General features: G+C 69.3%; 16 protein-coding genes and 1 riboswitch. Of the genes, 4 read left to right on the top strand and 12 right to left on the bottom strand.

Going from position 1 to position 15848, the window contains the following annotated elements; genetic code table 11:
- Window positions 1–153: 153 nt before the first annotated feature.
- On the top strand, window positions 154–1419 hold the full coding sequence (locus tag ACGFNK_RS32270) for a glycoside hydrolase family 18 protein (protein WP_393421538.1): 1266 nt from the start codon (window positions 154–156) through the stop codon (window positions 1417–1419).
- A gap of 52 nt (window positions 1420–1471) precedes the next feature.
- Here ACGFNK_RS32270 and ACGFNK_RS32265 read toward each other — a convergent pair whose 3' ends face one another.
- The 3 genes from ACGFNK_RS32265 to ACGFNK_RS32255 all read right to left on the bottom strand — a co-directional run bounded on the left by ACGFNK_RS32265 (window position 1472) and on the right by ACGFNK_RS32255 (window position 3910).
- A complete protein-coding gene (locus ACGFNK_RS32265; protein WP_386355194.1) occupies window positions 1472–2125 on the bottom strand; it encodes a TetR/AcrR family transcriptional regulator in 654 nt (217 codons plus the stop codon).
- Between the two features lie 113 nt (window positions 2126–2238).
- Window positions 2239–2400 (bottom strand): SCO1431 family membrane protein, encoded by a 162-nt coding sequence (locus ACGFNK_RS32260; protein WP_393421536.1) that lies wholly within the window; start codon window positions 2398–2400, stop codon window positions 2239–2241.
- Window positions 2401–2542: 142 nt separating this feature from the next.
- Entirely contained in the window at window positions 2543–3910 is a 1368-nt protein-coding gene (locus ACGFNK_RS32255; RefSeq protein WP_393421534.1) for a peptidase C39 family protein, read from the bottom strand.
- Between the two features lie 162 nt (window positions 3911–4072).
- On the opposite strand from ACGFNK_RS32255, the gene ACGFNK_RS32250 reads away from it, so the two are divergent.
- Together ACGFNK_RS32250 and ACGFNK_RS32245 are read left to right on the top strand one after the other, a co-directional pair.
- Window positions 4073–4705, top strand: a complete 633-nt coding sequence (locus tag ACGFNK_RS32250) for a uridine kinase (RefSeq protein WP_393421532.1) — start codon at window positions 4073–4075, stop codon at window positions 4703–4705.
- Between the two features lie 437 nt (window positions 4706–5142).
- Window positions 5143–7008 (top strand): AAA family ATPase, encoded by a 1866-nt coding sequence (locus tag ACGFNK_RS32245; RefSeq protein WP_393421530.1) that lies wholly within the window; start codon window positions 5143–5145, stop codon window positions 7006–7008.
- A gap of 88 nt (window positions 7009–7096) precedes the next feature.
- Here the strand turns inward: ACGFNK_RS32245 and ACGFNK_RS32240 are convergent, their stop codons facing one another.
- The 9 genes from ACGFNK_RS32240 to ACGFNK_RS32200 all read right to left on the bottom strand — a co-directional run bounded on the left by ACGFNK_RS32240 (window position 7097) and on the right by ACGFNK_RS32200 (window position 14505).
- The gene (locus ACGFNK_RS32240; RefSeq protein ID WP_393421528.1) at window positions 7097–8203 is read right to left on the bottom strand and encodes a hemolysin family protein; all 1107 of its coding nucleotides are present in this window, start codon (window positions 8201–8203) and stop codon (window positions 7097–7099) included.
- The gene (locus ACGFNK_RS32235) at window positions 8200–9528 is read right to left on the bottom strand and encodes a hemolysin family protein (RefSeq protein ID WP_393421526.1); all 1329 of its coding nucleotides are present in this window, start codon (window positions 9526–9528) and stop codon (window positions 8200–8202) included. The genes ACGFNK_RS32240 and ACGFNK_RS32235 overlap by 4 nt, the downstream gene beginning before the upstream one ends.
- Before the next feature lie 198 nt (window positions 9529–9726).
- Window positions 9727–10218, bottom strand: coding sequence for a PH domain-containing protein (locus ACGFNK_RS32230; RefSeq protein ID WP_393421524.1), 492 nt, complete (start codon window positions 10216–10218; stop codon window positions 9727–9729).
- A gap of 20 nt (window positions 10219–10238) precedes the next feature.
- Window positions 10239–11087, bottom strand: coding sequence for an ATP phosphoribosyltransferase (gene hisG, locus ACGFNK_RS32225; protein WP_165343754.1), 849 nt, complete (start codon window positions 11085–11087; stop codon window positions 10239–10241).
- Between the two features lie 67 nt (window positions 11088–11154).
- Window positions 11155–11427 carry a phosphoribosyl-ATP diphosphatase gene (locus ACGFNK_RS32220; protein WP_020128904.1) on the bottom strand — a complete coding sequence of 91 codons (273 nt, stop codon included), beginning with the start codon at window positions 11425–11427 and terminating at the stop codon, window positions 11155–11157.
- A gap of 34 nt (window positions 11428–11461) precedes the next feature.
- On the bottom strand, window positions 11462–11947 hold the full coding sequence (ribH, locus tag ACGFNK_RS32215) for a 6,7-dimethyl-8-ribityllumazine synthase (protein ID WP_393421522.1): 486 nt from the start codon (window positions 11945–11947) through the stop codon (window positions 11462–11464).
- A 28-nt stretch (window positions 11948–11975) separates the two neighbouring features.
- Entirely contained in the window at window positions 11976–13265 is a 1290-nt protein-coding gene (locus tag ACGFNK_RS32210) for a bifunctional 3,4-dihydroxy-2-butanone-4-phosphate synthase/GTP cyclohydrolase II (protein ID WP_393421520.1), read from the bottom strand.
- Window positions 13262–13906: a nicotinamide riboside transporter PnuC gene (locus ACGFNK_RS32205; protein WP_393421518.1), complete on the bottom strand. Its 645-nt coding sequence runs from the start codon at window positions 13904–13906 to the stop codon at window positions 13262–13264. The genes ACGFNK_RS32210 and ACGFNK_RS32205 overlap by 4 nt, the downstream gene beginning before the upstream one ends.
- Window positions 13903–14505: a riboflavin synthase gene (locus tag ACGFNK_RS32200; protein ID WP_393421516.1), complete on the bottom strand. Its 603-nt coding sequence runs from the start codon at window positions 14503–14505 to the stop codon at window positions 13903–13905. Before ACGFNK_RS32200 ends, ACGFNK_RS32205 begins: the two co-directional genes overlap by 4 nt.
- 151 nt (window positions 14506–14656) lie before the next feature.
- Window positions 14657–14787, bottom strand: a riboswitch (FMN riboswitch).
- 300 nt (window positions 14788–15087) lie between these two features.
- Between ACGFNK_RS32200 and ACGFNK_RS32195 the strand changes: the two genes are divergently transcribed.
- Complete coding sequence (locus ACGFNK_RS32195; RefSeq protein WP_393421622.1) at window positions 15088–15837, top strand: SDR family oxidoreductase; 750 nt, start codon at window positions 15088–15090, stop codon at window positions 15835–15837.
- The last annotated feature ends 11 nt before the right edge of the window (window positions 15838–15848 follow it).

The following is a 15848-nucleotide window of genomic DNA, read 5'->3' as shown; positions in this document are numbered from 1 at the left end:
CGGATTGGTCCGAACCATTGACGCACTGGTCTAGTCCTCCTACTGTTCCCCCAGCGTCGAACGCGTTCATGCCAAGCGGTACCGCCCTGCCCGAGCGCCACCCGGCAGGTCCAGCACCACATCCCACGCTCCCCTCCCCCACGAGGAGATCCGATGCTCAGACCGCAACGTCCCCACGCCCGCTTCCGGACACTCATCTCCGCCGTGTGCTGCGCCGTCCTCGGTGCCGGACTGCTCGCCGGCGCGGGCCCCGCAACGGCATCGCAAGAGGCCAAGGCGTCAGACTCGGCAAAGAACTCGGCAACGAGAGCCGCCGCCGGCTCGAAGGTCGTCGGCTACTTCACCGAGTGGGGCACCTACCAGCGCCAGTACCTCGTCAAGAACATCGAGACGTCCGGGTCGGCGGCCAGGCTCACCCACATCAACTACGCCTTCGGCAACGTCACGGGCGGCAAGTGCGCCATGGGCGACTCCTATGCGGCAACGGAACGGACGTACACCGCCGCCGAGTCCGTCGACGGCGTCGCCGACACCTGGGACCAGCCCTTGCGCGGCACCTTCAACCAGCTGCGAGAGCTCAAGAAGAAGCACCCGAACCTCAAGGTCCTCTGGTCCTTCGGGGGTTGGACCTGGTCCGGCGGCTTCACCGAGGCCGCCAGGAACCCGGCCGCCTTCGCCCAGTCCTGCTACGACCTGGTCGAGAACTCCAAGTGGGCGGACGTCTTCGACGGGATCGACATCGACTGGGAGTACCCGAACGCCTGCGGTCTGACCTGCGACACCAGCGGCCGGGAGGCGTACGGGAAGCTGATGTCGGCGGTGCGTGCGAAGTTCGGCGGCTCCTCGCTGGTCACGGCGGCGATCCCGGCCGACGCCACCAGCGGAGGCAAGATCGACGCGGCGGACTACGCGGGCGCCGCGCAGTACGTCGACTGGTACAACCCGATGACGTACGACTTCTTCGGCGCCTGGGACGCGACCGGTCCGACGGCTCCGCACTCGCCGCTGACCTCGTACTCCGGGATTCCGAAGGCGCAGTTCCACACCTCCGCGACCATCAACAAGCTCAAGGGTCTCGGCATCCCGGCCTCGAAGCTGCTGCTCGGCATCGGCTTCTACGGGCGCGGCTGGACCGGTGTCACCCAGGCGGCGCCCGGCGGCTCCGCCACCGGTCCGGCGGCGGGGACGTACGAGCAGGGCATCGACGACTACAAGGTGCTCAAGTCGAAGTGCCCGGCGACGGGCACGGTCGGCGGCACGGCGTATGCCAAGTGCGGCAGCGACTGGTGGAGTTACGACACCCCGTCGACCATCGCCGGGAAGATGGCCTACAAGAACCAGCAGGGCCTGGGAGGCACCTTCTTCTGGGAACTGAGCGGTGACACCTCGAACGGCGAGCTGATCAAGGCGATCAACTAACTTGTTTCCGTACGTCACTTGGGGCGGGGGTCGGCGGACCCCCGCTCTTCGCTCATGCCCGGCGGGCGGCCTGGGGCGCCGGGTACGAGGGGTCGAGGTCCTCGATCGCCCGCAGGGCACCGCCGAGCATCTTCACCAGCAGTGCGCGCATCACGTCGCGCGGGAGCGCCTGGTGGTCGATCCAGTCGAGGGTGGCGCCCTCGACGCTGCACAGCCAGCCGAGCAGCGCCATGCGGGGCAGCGGAGTGACCTTGCGCCGGCCGTACGCCCCCTCGGCGATGGTCTCGATGATGGCCTCGCGCACGCCGTCGCGGATGGCGAGGACCTCGGCGTCGAAGCCGACGCCGCCGGTGATGATCGCGCGGTACGCGGCCTGGTGCTGCTCGGCGTAGCACAGATAACTGTCGATCGTGCGGTGCACCCGTTCCTCGGGCGGCAGTTCGAGGCCGCCGGCCGCACGGGAGATCAGGTCGGCGACCGAGTCCTCGATGATGGCCAGGTAGTAGCCGCGCTTGGACTTGAAGTAGTAGTAGATCAAGCCCTTGGCGACGTGTGCCTGCTTGGCGATGTCGTCCATCGACAGGGTGTCGTAGGACGTGTCGGCGAATAACTTCCGCCCGATGGCGATGAGTTCGGCACGACGCGCCAAGGAGCGATCGGTGCCGCGTGCCTGTGGGCGGCCGACGTGCCGTTGACTATGGTTCAATTCCAGCCCTGGTCTTCAACTGCCTCCGAAACTTTCGCTGGCAGTATGTCAGATCCCCGGAAACGGCCCGTTCGACTCCATTCGACTGCTGTCGTAGTCCCGCAGGCCAGCCGTCAGATCATTCCGAGCTGTGTGACGAGCATCGCGAGCACCACCACGAGGGTCCACCCGGCAAGGTGCTCAAGGATCTTCGGGCCGTCGTCCTCGGGGCCGCCGGTACGGGTCTGAAGGCGTCCGGCCCGAAGGCGTCCGGCGGTGACAGAGGTCGCGGTCATGGCAGCTCGCTCGCATTGGCTTCGGTCGGTGGGCTCCCCCGCGTTCCGGGGCCCCGGGGGCTGTCCACCTTGCCACCCGGATCGGCTTTTGCGAGGGAGACCTTGCTCACGTCCCGAATGCCCAGGTCATCCGGCCCTCAGGTCAGTGGACACCGACCGCAGCCAGGGCCTTCCGCTGGCGCGCCGTGGGATGCGCCGGGAAGTAGAGGTAACAGACCCCGCCCGTGCCGGAGGTTACGTTCCCGGAAGCGTTGTACCTCTTGGTACGCAGCCAGATGTTCTCCCAGGCGCGCCGCTGGTAGACCCGCCGCACGGCCTCGTTGCTCGGTGAGTTCGGGTCGTTGGCGATCACGTCACCGTCGGCCGTGAATCCGATGACGGTCATCAGATGGCCCGCGGTGCCGTACCCCGCCCCGGGCAGCTCGGACTCGAGAAACGACTGGGACGTTATGGCCGGGATGCCCGCCGCGATGAGCGTCTCCAGATCGGTGAGCGAACCGAGCCGCGTCACCACGCCCTGGAGGTCCTTGTACGTGGCGGCGTACGCGGCGTTGAAGGGCCAGTTGCCGCAGCCCTCGTACTGGTAGTCGTAGGTGAACCGGGCGGCATGGCACACCTGCGGATCCGCGAAGTCGGGATTGACCCAGGCCAGGTCCTCGGCCGTGGGCTTCCGGCCCCAGTACTCGATGATCATCTGTGAGGAGGTGGGGCTGCACCAGGCCTCGCCGCCGTTGTCGTACTCCGGGTACTGGCCGATGTGGGTCTCCTGCGAGTACCGCGGGACCGTCAGCTCCTTGGCGAGGCCGGGCTTCGAGGCCGGGACCGTGAAGCGGTCCGGGATGCCGGAGCCCATCGCGCCCAGCCGCCACACAGTGGGCGTGATCTTCGCGCCGGGCTTGCGGTACAGGGTCAGCCGCAGCCGGTACGAGACGAGGCGCAGACCTGAGGCCGCGTCGTCGATGGCGAAGGTGTCCGTCCAGACGCTGCTCTTGCCGTCGCTCTGGTCATCCACCGAGGTGCGCCTGATGTCCTGGTCGCCGGACGCCCAGCGGCCCATCACGTACCAGGGGGTGTCCGTGCCGTCGGAGTACGTGCCCGTCAGCTCCACCTGGAGCCAGGTCCCCGCCGGAGTGTGCGCGTTCCAGGAGGCGATGACCTCGGTCGAGGGCACGTCGAGGCGGTGGACGGGCGAGGTCCAGCGCGCGTACTCCCAAGCGGTCGTCTTGCCGGTGTGCGGGTCCGCGTAGTCGGTGCGCCCCGCGGGAGTCGCGATCACCAGGCCCGGGCGTTTCCCGGAGACGGCTCGGGTGCCCTTCGCGGTGCCGCCGCGCCAGTCGGTGTACGAGGTCCAGGCGCGGTTGTCGACCTGGCCGGACGGCGCTTTCGACGGGGCGTGCGCGGTGCGGGCGGAGGAGCCGGCGGCGGCTGCCGGGCTCGCGGCCCCCACCGCTGCCGCGGCCACCGCCACGGCCAAGAGGCTTCTGCGGGAAGGCTGTTCGGCTCTGGTCATGTGCGGGTGACCCCCAGATTTCCGGAACGGGCGAGTCAAAAGTGCGGGTGTGCGGCCCACTATGGATGGCCGTGCTGTCTGCTGCCAGCACTTCAAGGGTCGTGGCACCGATCAATATTGGTCACAACCAATGGCACAGCGTTCGGGAAATACCCTGGCAATGTGCACACCTCGCCAGATCTCCTTGCCTCCCGCCTCCGTAGGCTGCCGCCCTCCTGCGGCCCCGTCCGCCTTGTCGGCGTCGACGGGCACGCGGGCTCAGGAAAGACGACGTTCGCGGGACAGCTGGCCGAGGCGCTGGGCGGTGCACCCGTACTGCACCTGGACGACATCGCCACGCACGAGGAGCTGTTCGCGTGGACGGGCCGGCTGCTCCGGGACGTCGTCGAGCCGCTGAGCCGCGGGGATCAGGCGCAGTACCGGGCGTACGACTGGCAGGCGCGCCGCTTCGGGCCGGTCCGCGCCCTGCCCCCCGCGCCCGTGGTGCTCGTCGAGGGTGTGGGCGCGGGACGCCGCGCGTTGCGGCCGTTTCTGGCGTGCCTGCTGTGGATGGAGTTTGCTTCCGAGGACGCCTGGGCGCGAGGCCGGCAGAGGGACGGTTCGGAGCAGAGGGACTTCTGGGCAGGCTGGGTCGTCGCCGAGCGCCGCCACTTCGCCGAGGACCCTTCCCGGCCCTTTGCCGATCTCTTGGTGCGGGGGTTTTCGGAGGGATTTGAGGTACTTCAGGGACCTGGTGGGACCGCTGGACCGGACCAGGTTGTCACGCACCGTGACGGGCCGTCTCCTGTGTGCTGAACCTGTGAAGAGGCGTGTCCGAGAACTGCCCCAAGTGCTTCAACTCGGCTTGACCGAGGGGCCGTACAGGTCTTACGTTTCCAATGTGCGGCTCTTCGGAGTCGCCGACAGACGCGAAGCCCCCGGTTGTTCCCCCGTGATCGGGGGCTTCGTTCTGTCCTCATTCCGGATTCCGGACGCCCGGCGAAATGTTTCGCTCACCCTCGGTCACCGAGCTGAGTGCGCCCCATGTGCTCCCACCTCGAAGAACCCGTCGTGCAGGCACTCTTCGGCCGGGTACCACCCCGCGGGTACGATGCCTCTCGGTGCGACTTTCGGACGGCTGCTCTCCGCACCGAACGCGCAACTCCCGTCCACAGCACAGCGGTTCGACGAAGGTTGCCGACGGGCACCTGCCCGCCCGGCACTCAACGGGGGCACGGTATGTGGGGGACGTGATGGACTTCGGCACGCAGGGCCCCGAGGCCCCGGCCGACCTCGCCTGGCTGCGAGGTGTGGACGCCTACACGATGGGGGCCTATCCGCAGGCGGAGGAGGAGTTCCGCGCCGCGGTCCGGATGGATCCGGGGATGGCCGACGGCTGGCTCGGGCTGCACGCGCTGCGCATCGACACCACCACCGCGCTGCTGCGGATGTTCCGGCACCGGGAACGCTTCGGGGAACAGCGCGCCCGCCACCGGCGCACCCTCAACTCCTGGTACTGGCTGGGCTGGTGGGTGCAGCCCGTCCTTGAGAGCCCGCGCGATCTGCTGCTCGCGCACGCCTCGCACTGGCTCGACGGACGCCATGTCCCGGAGCTGGACCGGGCTCTCGCGGGACTGCCGCCGGTGGACGCCGACCGGCAGGTGCGGTTTCTGCACGCCTGCCGGGCCTACCTCGTCAAGGACTGGGAGCAGCTGGTCCGGCACACCGATCCGCTGATCGACGATCCGATGCTGGGCATCGAGGCCGGGCTCTTCGGCGGCATGGCGCGCGTACGCCTGGAGATGTACGGGCAGGCCGAGCCGCTGCTGTCGGCCGCGCTCATGCGCTGTCGCAGCGAGCAGCCGCAGCGCAAGGAGCTGCGGTACTGGCTGGCGCGGGCACACGAGGGAACGGGACGGTCCGCGGCTGCGCTGCCGCTGTACCGGGCGGTGCACCGGGTCGACCCCGCCTTCATGGACACCTCGGCGCGGCTCGCGGCGATCGCCGAGGGCGACGGGTACGACGACGTGGCGGATCTCGCGGCGATCACGCTCACCGGCGTCCAGGACATGATCGAGGGACCGGACGGCGTGGACACGCTGTTCGGCCCGGAGGGCCGGGACCTCAAGCTCTCGGAGCCCGATCTGCCTCCGTCGGGCGGGCTGCCGCCGGATGCCGACACGGTTCGCGAGAAGGCCATAGTGCCGATCCGGCCTGCGCAGCTGCCGACCGGACCCACCGACCCCGCGCTGCTCGAGGAGGCGCTCGCCGAGCTGGAGCGGATGGTCGGCCTGGAGCCGGTGAAGCGGCAGGTGAAGGCACTGTCCGCGCAGTTGAACATGGCCCGGCTGCGCGCCTGCCAGGGCCTGCCCGTGCAGCCGCCGAAGCGGCACTTCGTCTTCTCCGGGCCCTCCGGCACCGGCAAGACGACGGTGGCCCGCATCCTGGGCCGGGTCTTCTACGCGCTCGGGCTGCTCGGTGGCGACCACCTCGTGGAGGCCCAGCGCGCCGACCTGGTGGGCGAGTATCTCGGCCAGACCGCCGTGAAGGCCAACGAACTGATCGACTCCGCGATCGGCGGCGTCCTCTTCGTCGACGAGGCCTACTCGCTGTCCAACTCCGGCTATGGCAAGGGCGACGCATACGGCGACGAGGCGCTTCAGGTGCTGCTCAAGCGCGCCGAGGACAACCGGGACCATCTCGTGGTGATCCTCGCCGGCTACCCCGAGGGCATGGACCGCCTGCTCGCCGCCAACCCAGGACTTTCGTCCCGCTTCACGACCCGCGTCGACTTCCCCTCGTACCGTCCCCTCGAACTCACCTCGATCGGCGAGGTGCTGGCCACCGAGAACGGCGACGCATGGGACGAGGAGGCGCTCGACGAGCTGCGCTCCATCAGCGGTCATGTCGTCGACCAGGGCTGGATCGACGAGCTCGGCAACGGCCGCTTCCTGCGCACTCTGTACGAGAAGAGCTGCGCCTACCGCGATCTGCGGCTGTCCGGCTACACCGGGGAGCTGACCCGCGACGACCTGTCCACCCTGCGCCTGCCGGATCTGATGCAGGCGTACGGCGAGGTCCTGTCGGGCCGGGGGCCTCAGGATCCGTCGGCGCTGTGAGTGGCGGCCTCGGAGGCATGCCTGGGGCGCGAAATTGGGACACTTGCACGTTCAAGTGTCCCAATTTCGCGCCCGACCCTCTTGCCCCTCAGCCGGCCAGTGCCTCCTCCGGGGCACCGCTCGGGACGGGCTCCGCCAGCGTCGTCACCTGCTGAGCCTGCTGGGTGCCCGGAGCGGCCCGGTGTGCCGGGTCGCGTACCTCGCCGACCAGGAGTTCCAGTACGTCCTCCAGAGCGACCAGGCCGAGTACGCGGCCCGAGGCGTCGGCGACCTGGGCGAGGTGCGTCGCGGCGCGGCGCATCACACTCAGGGCGTCGTCCAGCGGGAGCTCGGAACGCAGGGTCGTCATGGGGCGCCAGATCTGCTGCGGCACGGCCCGCTCGGACTCCTCCAGGTCGAGTACGTCCTTCACGTGCAGATAGCCCATGAAGGCGCCGCTCTCCGCGCACACCGGGAAACGGGAGTAGCCGGTGCGGGCGGTGAGCGCGACGACCTGGCCCGGGGTGACCGAGGGGCCGACCGTCACCAGTGACTCGCGGTCCAGAAGCACATCCGTGACCGGGCGGGAGCCCAGCTCCAGGGCGTCCTCCAGGCGCTCCTGCTCCTCGGGGTCGAGGAACCCGGCCTGGCCCGCGTCCTCCACCAGGCGGTTGAGCTGCTCGCTGGTGAAGACCGCCTCGACCTCGTCCTTCGGCTCGACACGGAAGAGCTTGAGGATCACGCGGGAGCAGGCGCCGAGGCCCGCGGTGACCGGCTTGCACAGCCGGGCGAAGGCGACCAGGCCGGGGCTGAGCCACAGCGCGGTCTTCTCCGGCGCGGCCATCGCCAGGTTCTTCGGCAGCATCTCGCCGACGACGAGGTGGAGGAACACGACCGCGGCGAGGGCGATGACGTACCCGAGGGGATGGATCACGCCCTCGGGCAGGTGCACCGCGTGGAAGACGGGCTCCAGAAGGCGGGCCACGGTGGGCTCGGCGACGGCGCCCAGCGTCAACGAGCAGACGGTGATGCCGAACTGTGCGGCGGCCATCATCTGCGGCAGGTTCTCCAGGCCGTACATGACCTGCCGGGCGCGTGCGGTGCCGAGCGGTTCGATCTGGCTGCGGCGTACGGAGACGAGCGCGAACTCGGCGCCGACGAAGAATCCGTTGGCGAGTACGAGCAGGGCGGCGAACAGGAGTTGGAGCAGACTCATCGGACGGCCTCCACCATGGCGTCCGCGGCCTTGACCAGACGTACCCGCTCGGCCCGGTAGTGCCCAACCTGCCGCACCGACAGGCGCCAGCCGGGGAGCTCGGCCTTGTCACCGGGTGCCGGGATCCGGCCGAGCAGATCGGCGACGAGGCCGGCGACGGTCTCGTACGGGCCTTCGGGCACCTCGAGGCCGATGCGCTGGAGGACATCGACGCGGCAACTGCCGTCGGCGTCCCAGGCGGGGCGGCCGTCCTCGGACGGGGCCACGGCGAGTTCGGGCAGGTCGTGTCCGTCGTGCTCGTCGCGGACCTCGCCGACGAGTTCCTCGACGATGTCCTCCAGGGTGACGACACCGGCCGTGCCGCCGTATTCGTCGACGACGACCGCGATGGGCTGCTCGCTGCGCAGCCGCTCCAGGAGGGGCTTGACCGGCAGCGTCTCCGGGACGAGCAGCGGAGGCTGCGCGATGTGGCCGACGGGCGTGCGCAGCCGTTCGTGCGCGGGCACCGCGAGGGCGTCCTTGAGGTGCACCATGCCGACGATTTCGTCGATGCGCTCCCGGTAGACGGGGAAGCGGGACAGGCCGGTGGCACGGGTGAGGTTGACGACGTCCTCGGCGGTCGCGGAGGACTGCAGGGTGCTGACCTTCACGCGCGGTGTCATGACGTGCTGCGCGGTGAGGTCCGCCAGCGAAAGGGTGCGGACGAAGAGGTCGGCGGTGTCCTGTTCCAGGGTGCCGGCCCGGGCGGAGTGCCGGGCCAGGGAGACGAGTTCGCCGGGCGTGCGGGCAGAGGCCAGTTCCGCGGCCGGCTCGACGCCGAAGACACGGACGAGCCGGTTGGCGACGGAGTTCAGGCCGGCGATCACCGGCCTGAACAAGCGGGCGAACAGGTGCTGAGGTCCCGCGACGAAGCGCGCGACCTGCATCGGCCTGGACACCGCCCAGTTCTTGGGCACGAGCTCGCCGATCACCATCTGCACGGCCGAGGCCAGCAGCATGCCGACGATCACGGAGACACCGGGTACGGCGCCCTCAGGGATGCCGATCGAGGTGAACGGGCCGTGCAGCAACTCGGCGAGCGCCGGTTCGGCGAGCATGCCGACGACGAGCGAGGTGATGGTGATGCCGAGCTGGGTGCCGGAGAGCTGGAAGGACAGCTCCTTGAGCGACTCGACGACCCGGTGGGCCCTTCGGTCGCCCTCGGCCGCGGCCTTCTCGGCGTCGGGGCGCTCCACCGTGACGAGGCCGAACTCGGCCGCCACGAAGAAGCCGTTGGCGAGAATCAGGAGGAACGCCGCCCCGAGGAGCAGCAGGGGGATGGTCATGCCGCCGCCTCGATATGCCGGGAGGGGGCGGCGCAGGTACTACAGGACGATCCGTCCATCGCTGGAGGGAGTCACTCCTCGAGTAGCAGGAGCCCCTGACTTCCGGGGCGGAACATCAGGGGCGGAGGCGCAAGGAAAACGCCTCCGGCACCAGATTAATCAAGACACCGGCGAAAGCGGCAGGGTGAATTCCTGCGATCAGCCGTGATATTCGCCGGACCGGCCGTCGCCCGGTCCTTCGTGCCGTCCGTCGGCATCGCCGATCGCGCGGGCCTCGGCCAGCGCCCGCAGCGTACGGGCGTCCCTGATCGCCTGCTGCTTCGCGATCCCCGGCTGGATGCCGAGCGCGGGCAGGCTGGTGCCGTCGCTGAGGTTCAGGAACACCCACGGGTCGCCGGGACGCAGGTTGACCTGCAGAATCTCCGCCCAGGCAAGGTGCCGTCGGCTGGCGATGTTGACGACTGTGACCCCGGACTCGTCGGCGACGACTTTCGGCCGCGAGAGCAGGACGAGCACCCCGAAGAGCAGTGCCCCGGTGAAGACGAAGCTGAGGCGCTCCCCCGCGCTGAGCTTCTCCAGCAGCATCGCCACCGTCGTGATGACCACGAAGATCGCGGAACCGGCGGTCAGCAGGACGGCACGGGTGCGTCCCGGCCTGAAGGTGACGGGCAGAGCGGGCAGATCCGACATGGGCGTGCTCCGGATCCCGGTCAGAGACGACAGGCGTGGATGGCCGTGGTCAGGATGGCCCGGGCGCCGATGTCGTACAGGTCGTCCATGATCCGCTGGGCTTCCTTGGCCGGAACCATCGCCCGGACGGCGACCCAGCCCTCGTTGTGCAGCGGCGAGACCGTCGGTGACTCCAGACCCGGCGTGAGGGCCACGGCCTTCTCCAGCTCCTCGACGCGGCAGTCGTAGTCCATCATCACGTACGTCCGCGCCACCAGGACGCCCTGAAGGCGGCGCAGGAACTGCTGCACCTTCGGCTCCTCGCCGTCCGTCCCCGTACGGCGGATGACGACGGCCTCGGACTTCATGATGGGCTCGCCGATGACCGCGAGACCCGCGTTGCGCAGCGAGGTGCCGGTCTCGACGACGTCCGCGATGACCTCGGCGACGCCCAGCTCGATCGCGGTCTCGACGGCGCCGTCGAGGTGGACGACGGAGGCGTCGATGCCGTGGTCGGCGAGGTGCTTCGCGACGATGCCCTCGTACGAGGTGGCGACCGTCATGCCGTTCAGGTCCGTGACGCCGTTGGCCGTGCCGGGCTTGGTGGCGTAGCGGAACGTGGAGCGGGCGAAGCCGAGCGGCAGGATCTCCTCGGCGTCGGCGCCGGAGTCGATGAGCAGGTCGCGGCCGGTGATGCCGATGTCGAGCTGTCCGGAGGAGACGTAGATCGCGATGTCGCGGGGGCGGAGATAGAAGAACTCGACGTCGTTCTCCGGGTCGACGATCCTCAGTTCCTTGGACTCCCGGCGCTGCTGGTAGCCGGCCTCATGCAGCATCTCCGCCGCAGGGCCTGACAGGGAACCCTTGTTGGGGACGGCGATGCGCAGCATGAGGTCGGCTTCCTTTGTTCGTGCGTACGGTGCGGGAGTTGGGGTTGCGTCTTTACGGCGTGACGGCTCAGAGGTGGGCGTACACGTCGTCCAGGGAGATGCCGCGGGCGACCATCATCACCTGGACGTGGTAGAGCAGCTGCGAGATCTCCTCGGCGGCTGCTTCCTTGCCCTCGTACTCGGCGGCCATCCAGACCTCGGCGGCCTCTTCGACGACCTTCTTGCCGATGGCATGGACGCCCTTGCCGACCAGCTCGGCGGTGCGGGAGGTGGCGGGGTCGCCGTTGGCGGCCTTTTGCTGGAGCTCGGTGAAGAGCTCCTCAAACGTCTTCTTGGACATGGTGGCGCCCACTTTACGCGCAGCCGCCCGTTCCTCAGCGCCAGGGTTCGGATACCGAGCGCAGTGTGGCCGCGGTCGCGACGGCGGCCGTCACCGCCTCGTGTCCCTTGTCCTCGCTGGAGCCCGCGATGCCCGCGCGGTCGAGGGCCTGTTCCTCGGTGTCGCAGGTCAGCACGCCGAAGCCGACGGGGACGCCGGTGTCCACGGAGACCTGGGTGAGGCCATGCGTGACGCCCTGGCACACGTAGTCGAAGTGGGGGGTGCCGCCGCGGATGACGACGCCGAGGGCGACGATCGCGTCGTAGCCGCGGCCCGCCAGGACCTTCGCGACGACCGGGAGCTCGAAGCTGCCGGGGACGCGCAGCACGGTCGGCTCGTCGATTCCCAACTCGCGCAGCGCGCGCAAGGCGCCGTCGACGAGGCCCTCCATCACCTTTTCGTGCCACTGTGCCGCGATCACCGCGACGCGCAGGTCGCCGCAGTTGCGTACGGACAGTTCAGGTGCACCCTTGCCGCTCACGTGTCTCCTCAGCGTTCTTTTCGTGCTCTTACTGGTTGCCGCAGGGGGACACGGTGGTCGTGTCCAGCCAGGGCAGGTCGTGCCCCATCCGGTCCCGCTTGGTGCGCAGGTAGCGGAGGTTGTGCTCGCCCGCCTTCACGGGCATCGGCTCGCGGTCGGTGACCTTGAGGCCGTGGCGGACGAGCGCGTCGGTCTTGTCGGGGTTGTTGGTCATCAGCCGCAGGCTGCGTACGCCGAGATCCTCGAGGATCTGCGCGCCCGCGCCGTAGTCCCGGGCGTCGGCGGGCAGGCCCAGCTCCAGGTTGGCGTCGAGGGTGTCGCGACCGCGTTCCTGGAGCTCGTACGCGCGCAGCTTGGACAGCAGCCCGATGCCGCGCCCCTCGTGCCCGCGCAGGTAGACCAACACTCCCCTGCCCTCGGCGTGGATGCGCTCCAGGGAGGCCTCCAGCTGGGGGCCGCAGTCGCAGCGCAGCGAGTGGAAGATGTCGCCGGTGAGGCACTCGGAGTGGACGCGGACGAGGACGTCCTCGCCGTCGCCGAGCTCGCCGTGGACGAGGGCGACGTGCTCGACGCCGTCGACGGTGGAGCGGTAGCCGTATGCCGTGAACTCACCGTAGGCGGTGGGCAGCTGGGTCTGGGCTTCGCGGCGGACGGTGGGCTCGGAGGTGCGGCGGTAGGCGATGAGGTCCTCGATGGAGATGATCGTCAGGCCGTGCTTGCGGGCGAAGGGGACGAGCTCGGGCAGGCGCAGCATCTGACCGTCCTCGCCGGCGATCTCGACGATGGCGCCGGCCGGGCGCAGCCCAGCGAGCCGGGCGAGGTCGACGGCGGCTTCGGTGTGGCCGTCGCGGACGAGCACGCCGCCGGACTTGGCGCGCAGCGGGAAGATGTGGCCGGGGCGGACCAGGTCCGTCGGCTCGGCCGCACCGCTTGCCAGGAGTTGAAGCGTGGTGGCCCGGTCGGAGGCGGAGATCCCGGTGGTCACACCGTGTGCGGCGGAGGCGTCCACGGAGACGGTGAACGCGGTCTTCATCGACTCGGTGTTGTCGTCGACCATCTGCGGGAGCCGCAGCCGGTCCAGTTCGTCGCCCTCCATCGGGGCGCAGATCAGGCCGCGGCACTCGCTCATCATGAAGGCGATGATCTCGGGGGTCGCCTTCTCGGCGGCGATGACGAGGTCGCCCTCGTTCTCCCGGTCCTCGTCGTCGACGACCACGACCGGGCGGCCCGCCGCGATGTCGGCGATGGCCTGCTCGATGGGGTCGAGGGTGAGGTCCTCGAAGCCTTCGGTGCTGTACAGGATGGGTGCCGCAGTCATGCGGGGGCTCCTTCCAGGACGGGCTGCGCGCTCTGCCGCGAGCGCAGCCACCAGTCGCGCATGCCCCACAGGACGAGTGCGCCGTAGATGATGTAGACGAAGCCGGAGAAGGCGAAGCCGTTGGCGAAGTTGAGCGGCACGCCCACGAGGTCGACCAGCAGCCAGGCGAACCAGAACTCGACCATGCCGCGCGCCTGGGCGTACATGGCGACGATCGTGCCGACGAAGATGTACGCGTCCGGCCAGGGGTCCCACGAGAGGGTCGGGTAGGCGGTGAACAGTCCGCCGACCGCGAGGGTGCCGAGTGCGGCGGCGCCGACCAGGTAGGCGCGCTCGCGCCAGGTGGCGAACCGTACGGTGACGGAGCCGTCCTGCGCCTTCCGCTTGCCGCGGTTCCACTGCCAGAAGCCCCAGACGGCGACGGCCATGACGACCACTTGCTTGCCGGCGCTGCCGGAGAGGTGGGCGGTCGCGAAGGCCGTGAGGAGGATGACGCCGGAGAGGAACTGGGCGGGCCAGGTCCACAGGGAGCGTCGCCAGCCGAGGGCGAGGGCGATCAGACCGATGGTGTTGCCCATCATGTCCGCCCACTTGATGTGCTGTCCGAAGACCGTGAAGGCCTCGGAGTTCAGCCAGTTCACCGCCCGGCCCCCTGGCTGCCGAGCAGCCGCTCGACGTACTTGGCGATGACGTCGACCTCGAGGTTGACCGGGTCGCCGGGCTGCTTGCGGCCCAGCGTGGTGAGAGCGAGGGTCGTGGGGATGAGGCTGATGGTGAAGTAGTCGGGGCCCGCGTCGACGACGGTCAGGCTGATGCCGTCGACGGTGATGGAGCCCTTCTCGACGACATAGCGCCTGAGGTCCTCGGGGAGCGAGATCTTCACGATCTCCCAGTTGTCGGACGGCTTACGCTCGATGATCTCGCCCGTGCCGTCCACATGGCCCTGCACGATGTGCCCACCGAGGCGTTCGCCGACGGCCATCGGGCGTTCGAGGTTGACGCGGGAGCCGACGGTGAGGACGCCGAGGCTGGAGCGGTTCAGGGTCTCGGCCATCACGTCGGCGGTGAACTCGTCGCCTTCGTGGTCGACGACCGTGAGACAGACGCCGTTGACGGCGATGGAGTCGCCATGGCGCGCGCCTTCGGTGACAACGGGTCCACGCAGCCGGAAGCGGGAGGCGTCGTCAAGATTCTCGACGGCCGTGACCTCGCCCAGCTCTTCGACGATTCCGGTGAACACTTCCCGGGTCCTCCTGCCTCTTCGGGCACGGACTCCGGGGCCTGTCGATGACGACAGATATGAACGGACGACGACACCGGGAACGACGCCGAATGAGACGTGTCCCTGGGACACGTCGAAACAGACGGCGGCGCGCACGAATGCCCGCCCGCCGCGCACTGCCTCCCATCCGGACTTTAACCGTCGGTCCAGGAATTTCACCTGGTCAACCGGCCGCTGGAAGCGACCGGGTCGCGGACTTTAACCGCCGGTTCGGAGTTTCACCGACCCCGGAGTGCGCTGCTTCTGGTACAGAGCCAGTGTGCCACGCCTGATCGATGCCTATGGACCCGATGCCTGTGGGGTGGCTCACAGCGCATCTCGATGGACTTCACGGGACACTCATGACGGTCCAACTTCCGTACGGGCGCGGCCCCTTGCGATTGGTCCATACCTATTGACGCACTGGTTCACTCCTCTTAGGGTCTGCGTTCACCGATCCGCCCCCAAGAGCGACCCGGCGGCGGTGACGGAGGCCCTTGCCCCGCCGCCGGGTCTCCTGCCCGGCTACGGTCACGCTGGATGAGTGAGGAGCTGATCAGCATGACCACGATCCTGGTGACCGGCGGTACGGGTACGCTCGGCCGACTCGTCGCCCAGCGGCTGCGCGCGAACGGCCACGAGGTGCGAGTGCTCAGCCGGCACTCCCAGCCGTACGCCGTCGATCTGCGCGAGGGTGGCAGCGGTCTTGACGCGGCGGTGGCGGGCGTGGACACGATCGTGCACTGCGCGACCACGGCCCGCGGGGGCGACGAGCAGGCGGCGCGTCATCTGATCACGGCGGCGCGGGGGGCGGGCGTACGGCACCTCGTCTACATCTCGATCGTCGGCATCGACCGGGTTCCTTTCGGCTACTACAAAGCCAAACTGGCCGTGGAGAAGCAGATCGAGGCGTCGGGGCTCGGCTGGACGATCCTGCGCGCGACCCAGTTCCACGACCTTGTCGCGATGTTCCTCCGGACCCTCTCCAAGCTGCCGGTCCTGTTCCTGCCGGCCGGGGTCGGCGACCAGCCCGTCGACGTGGCCGAGGTCGCCGACCGTCTGGCCGGCCTCGCCACGGGCGAACCCGCCGGGCGCGTCGACGACATGGGCGGCCCCGAGGTCCGTACGTTCCCGGACCTGGCACGCGCCTACCTGAAGGCGACGGGTCGCCGACGTCCGATCGTGAACGTCCCACTGTTCGGCAAGGCGTACCGCGCCTTCCGCGCGGGTGGCCATCTGACTCCGGAACGGGCCGTGGGGAAACGTACGTTCGAGGAGTATCTGGCGGCTCGGTTCGGGGGCGGGCGGTAGCGGCCCCGTAC

Origin of the sequence: Streptomyces sp. NPDC048825 (assembly GCF_043198355.1) — a bacterium.
Lineage (GTDB): Bacteria > Actinomycetota > Actinomycetes > Streptomycetales > Streptomycetaceae > Streptomyces > Streptomyces xiangluensis.
The sequence above is the reverse complement of the archived record's forward strand: the minus strand, read 5'-3'. Positions and strand labels throughout refer to the sequence as shown.

Bases quoted from the DNA above. Each gene is read 5' to 3' on its own strand.
- ACGFNK_RS32270 (WP_393421538.1), top strand. From the start codon at position 154: ATGCTCAGACCGCAACGTCCCCACGCCCGCTTCCGGACACTCATCTCC.
- ACGFNK_RS32260 (WP_393421536.1), bottom strand. From the start codon at position 2,400: ATGACCGCGACCTCTGTCACCGCCGGACGCCTTCGGGCCGGACGCCTT.
- ACGFNK_RS32255 (WP_393421534.1), bottom strand. From the start codon at position 3,910: ATGACCAGAGCCGAACAGCCTTCCCGCAGAAGCCTCTTGGCCGTGGCG.
- ACGFNK_RS32245 (WP_393421530.1), top strand. From the start codon at position 5,143: ATGGACTTCGGCACGCAGGGCCCCGAGGCCCCGGCCGACCTCGCCTGG.
- ACGFNK_RS32240 (WP_393421528.1), bottom strand. From the start codon at position 8,203: ATGAGTCTGCTCCAACTCCTGTTCGCCGCCCTGCTCGTACTCGCCAAC.
- ACGFNK_RS32235 (WP_393421526.1), bottom strand. From the start codon at position 9,528: ATGACCATCCCCCTGCTGCTCCTCGGGGCGGCGTTCCTCCTGATTCTC.
- ACGFNK_RS32230 (WP_393421524.1), bottom strand. From the start codon at position 10,218: ATGTCGGATCTGCCCGCTCTGCCCGTCACCTTCAGGCCGGGACGCACC.
- hisG (WP_165343754.1), bottom strand. From the start codon at position 11,087: ATGCTGCGCATCGCCGTCCCCAACAAGGGTTCCCTGTCAGGCCCTGCG.
- ACGFNK_RS32220 (WP_020128904.1), bottom strand. From the start codon at position 11,427: ATGTCCAAGAAGACGTTTGAGGAGCTCTTCACCGAGCTCCAGCAAAAG.
- ACGFNK_RS32210 (WP_393421520.1), bottom strand. From the start codon at position 13,265: ATGACTGCGGCACCCATCCTGTACAGCACCGAAGGCTTCGAGGACCTC.
- ACGFNK_RS32195 (WP_393421622.1), top strand. From the start codon at position 15,088: ATGACCACGATCCTGGTGACCGGCGGTACGGGTACGCTCGGCCGACTC.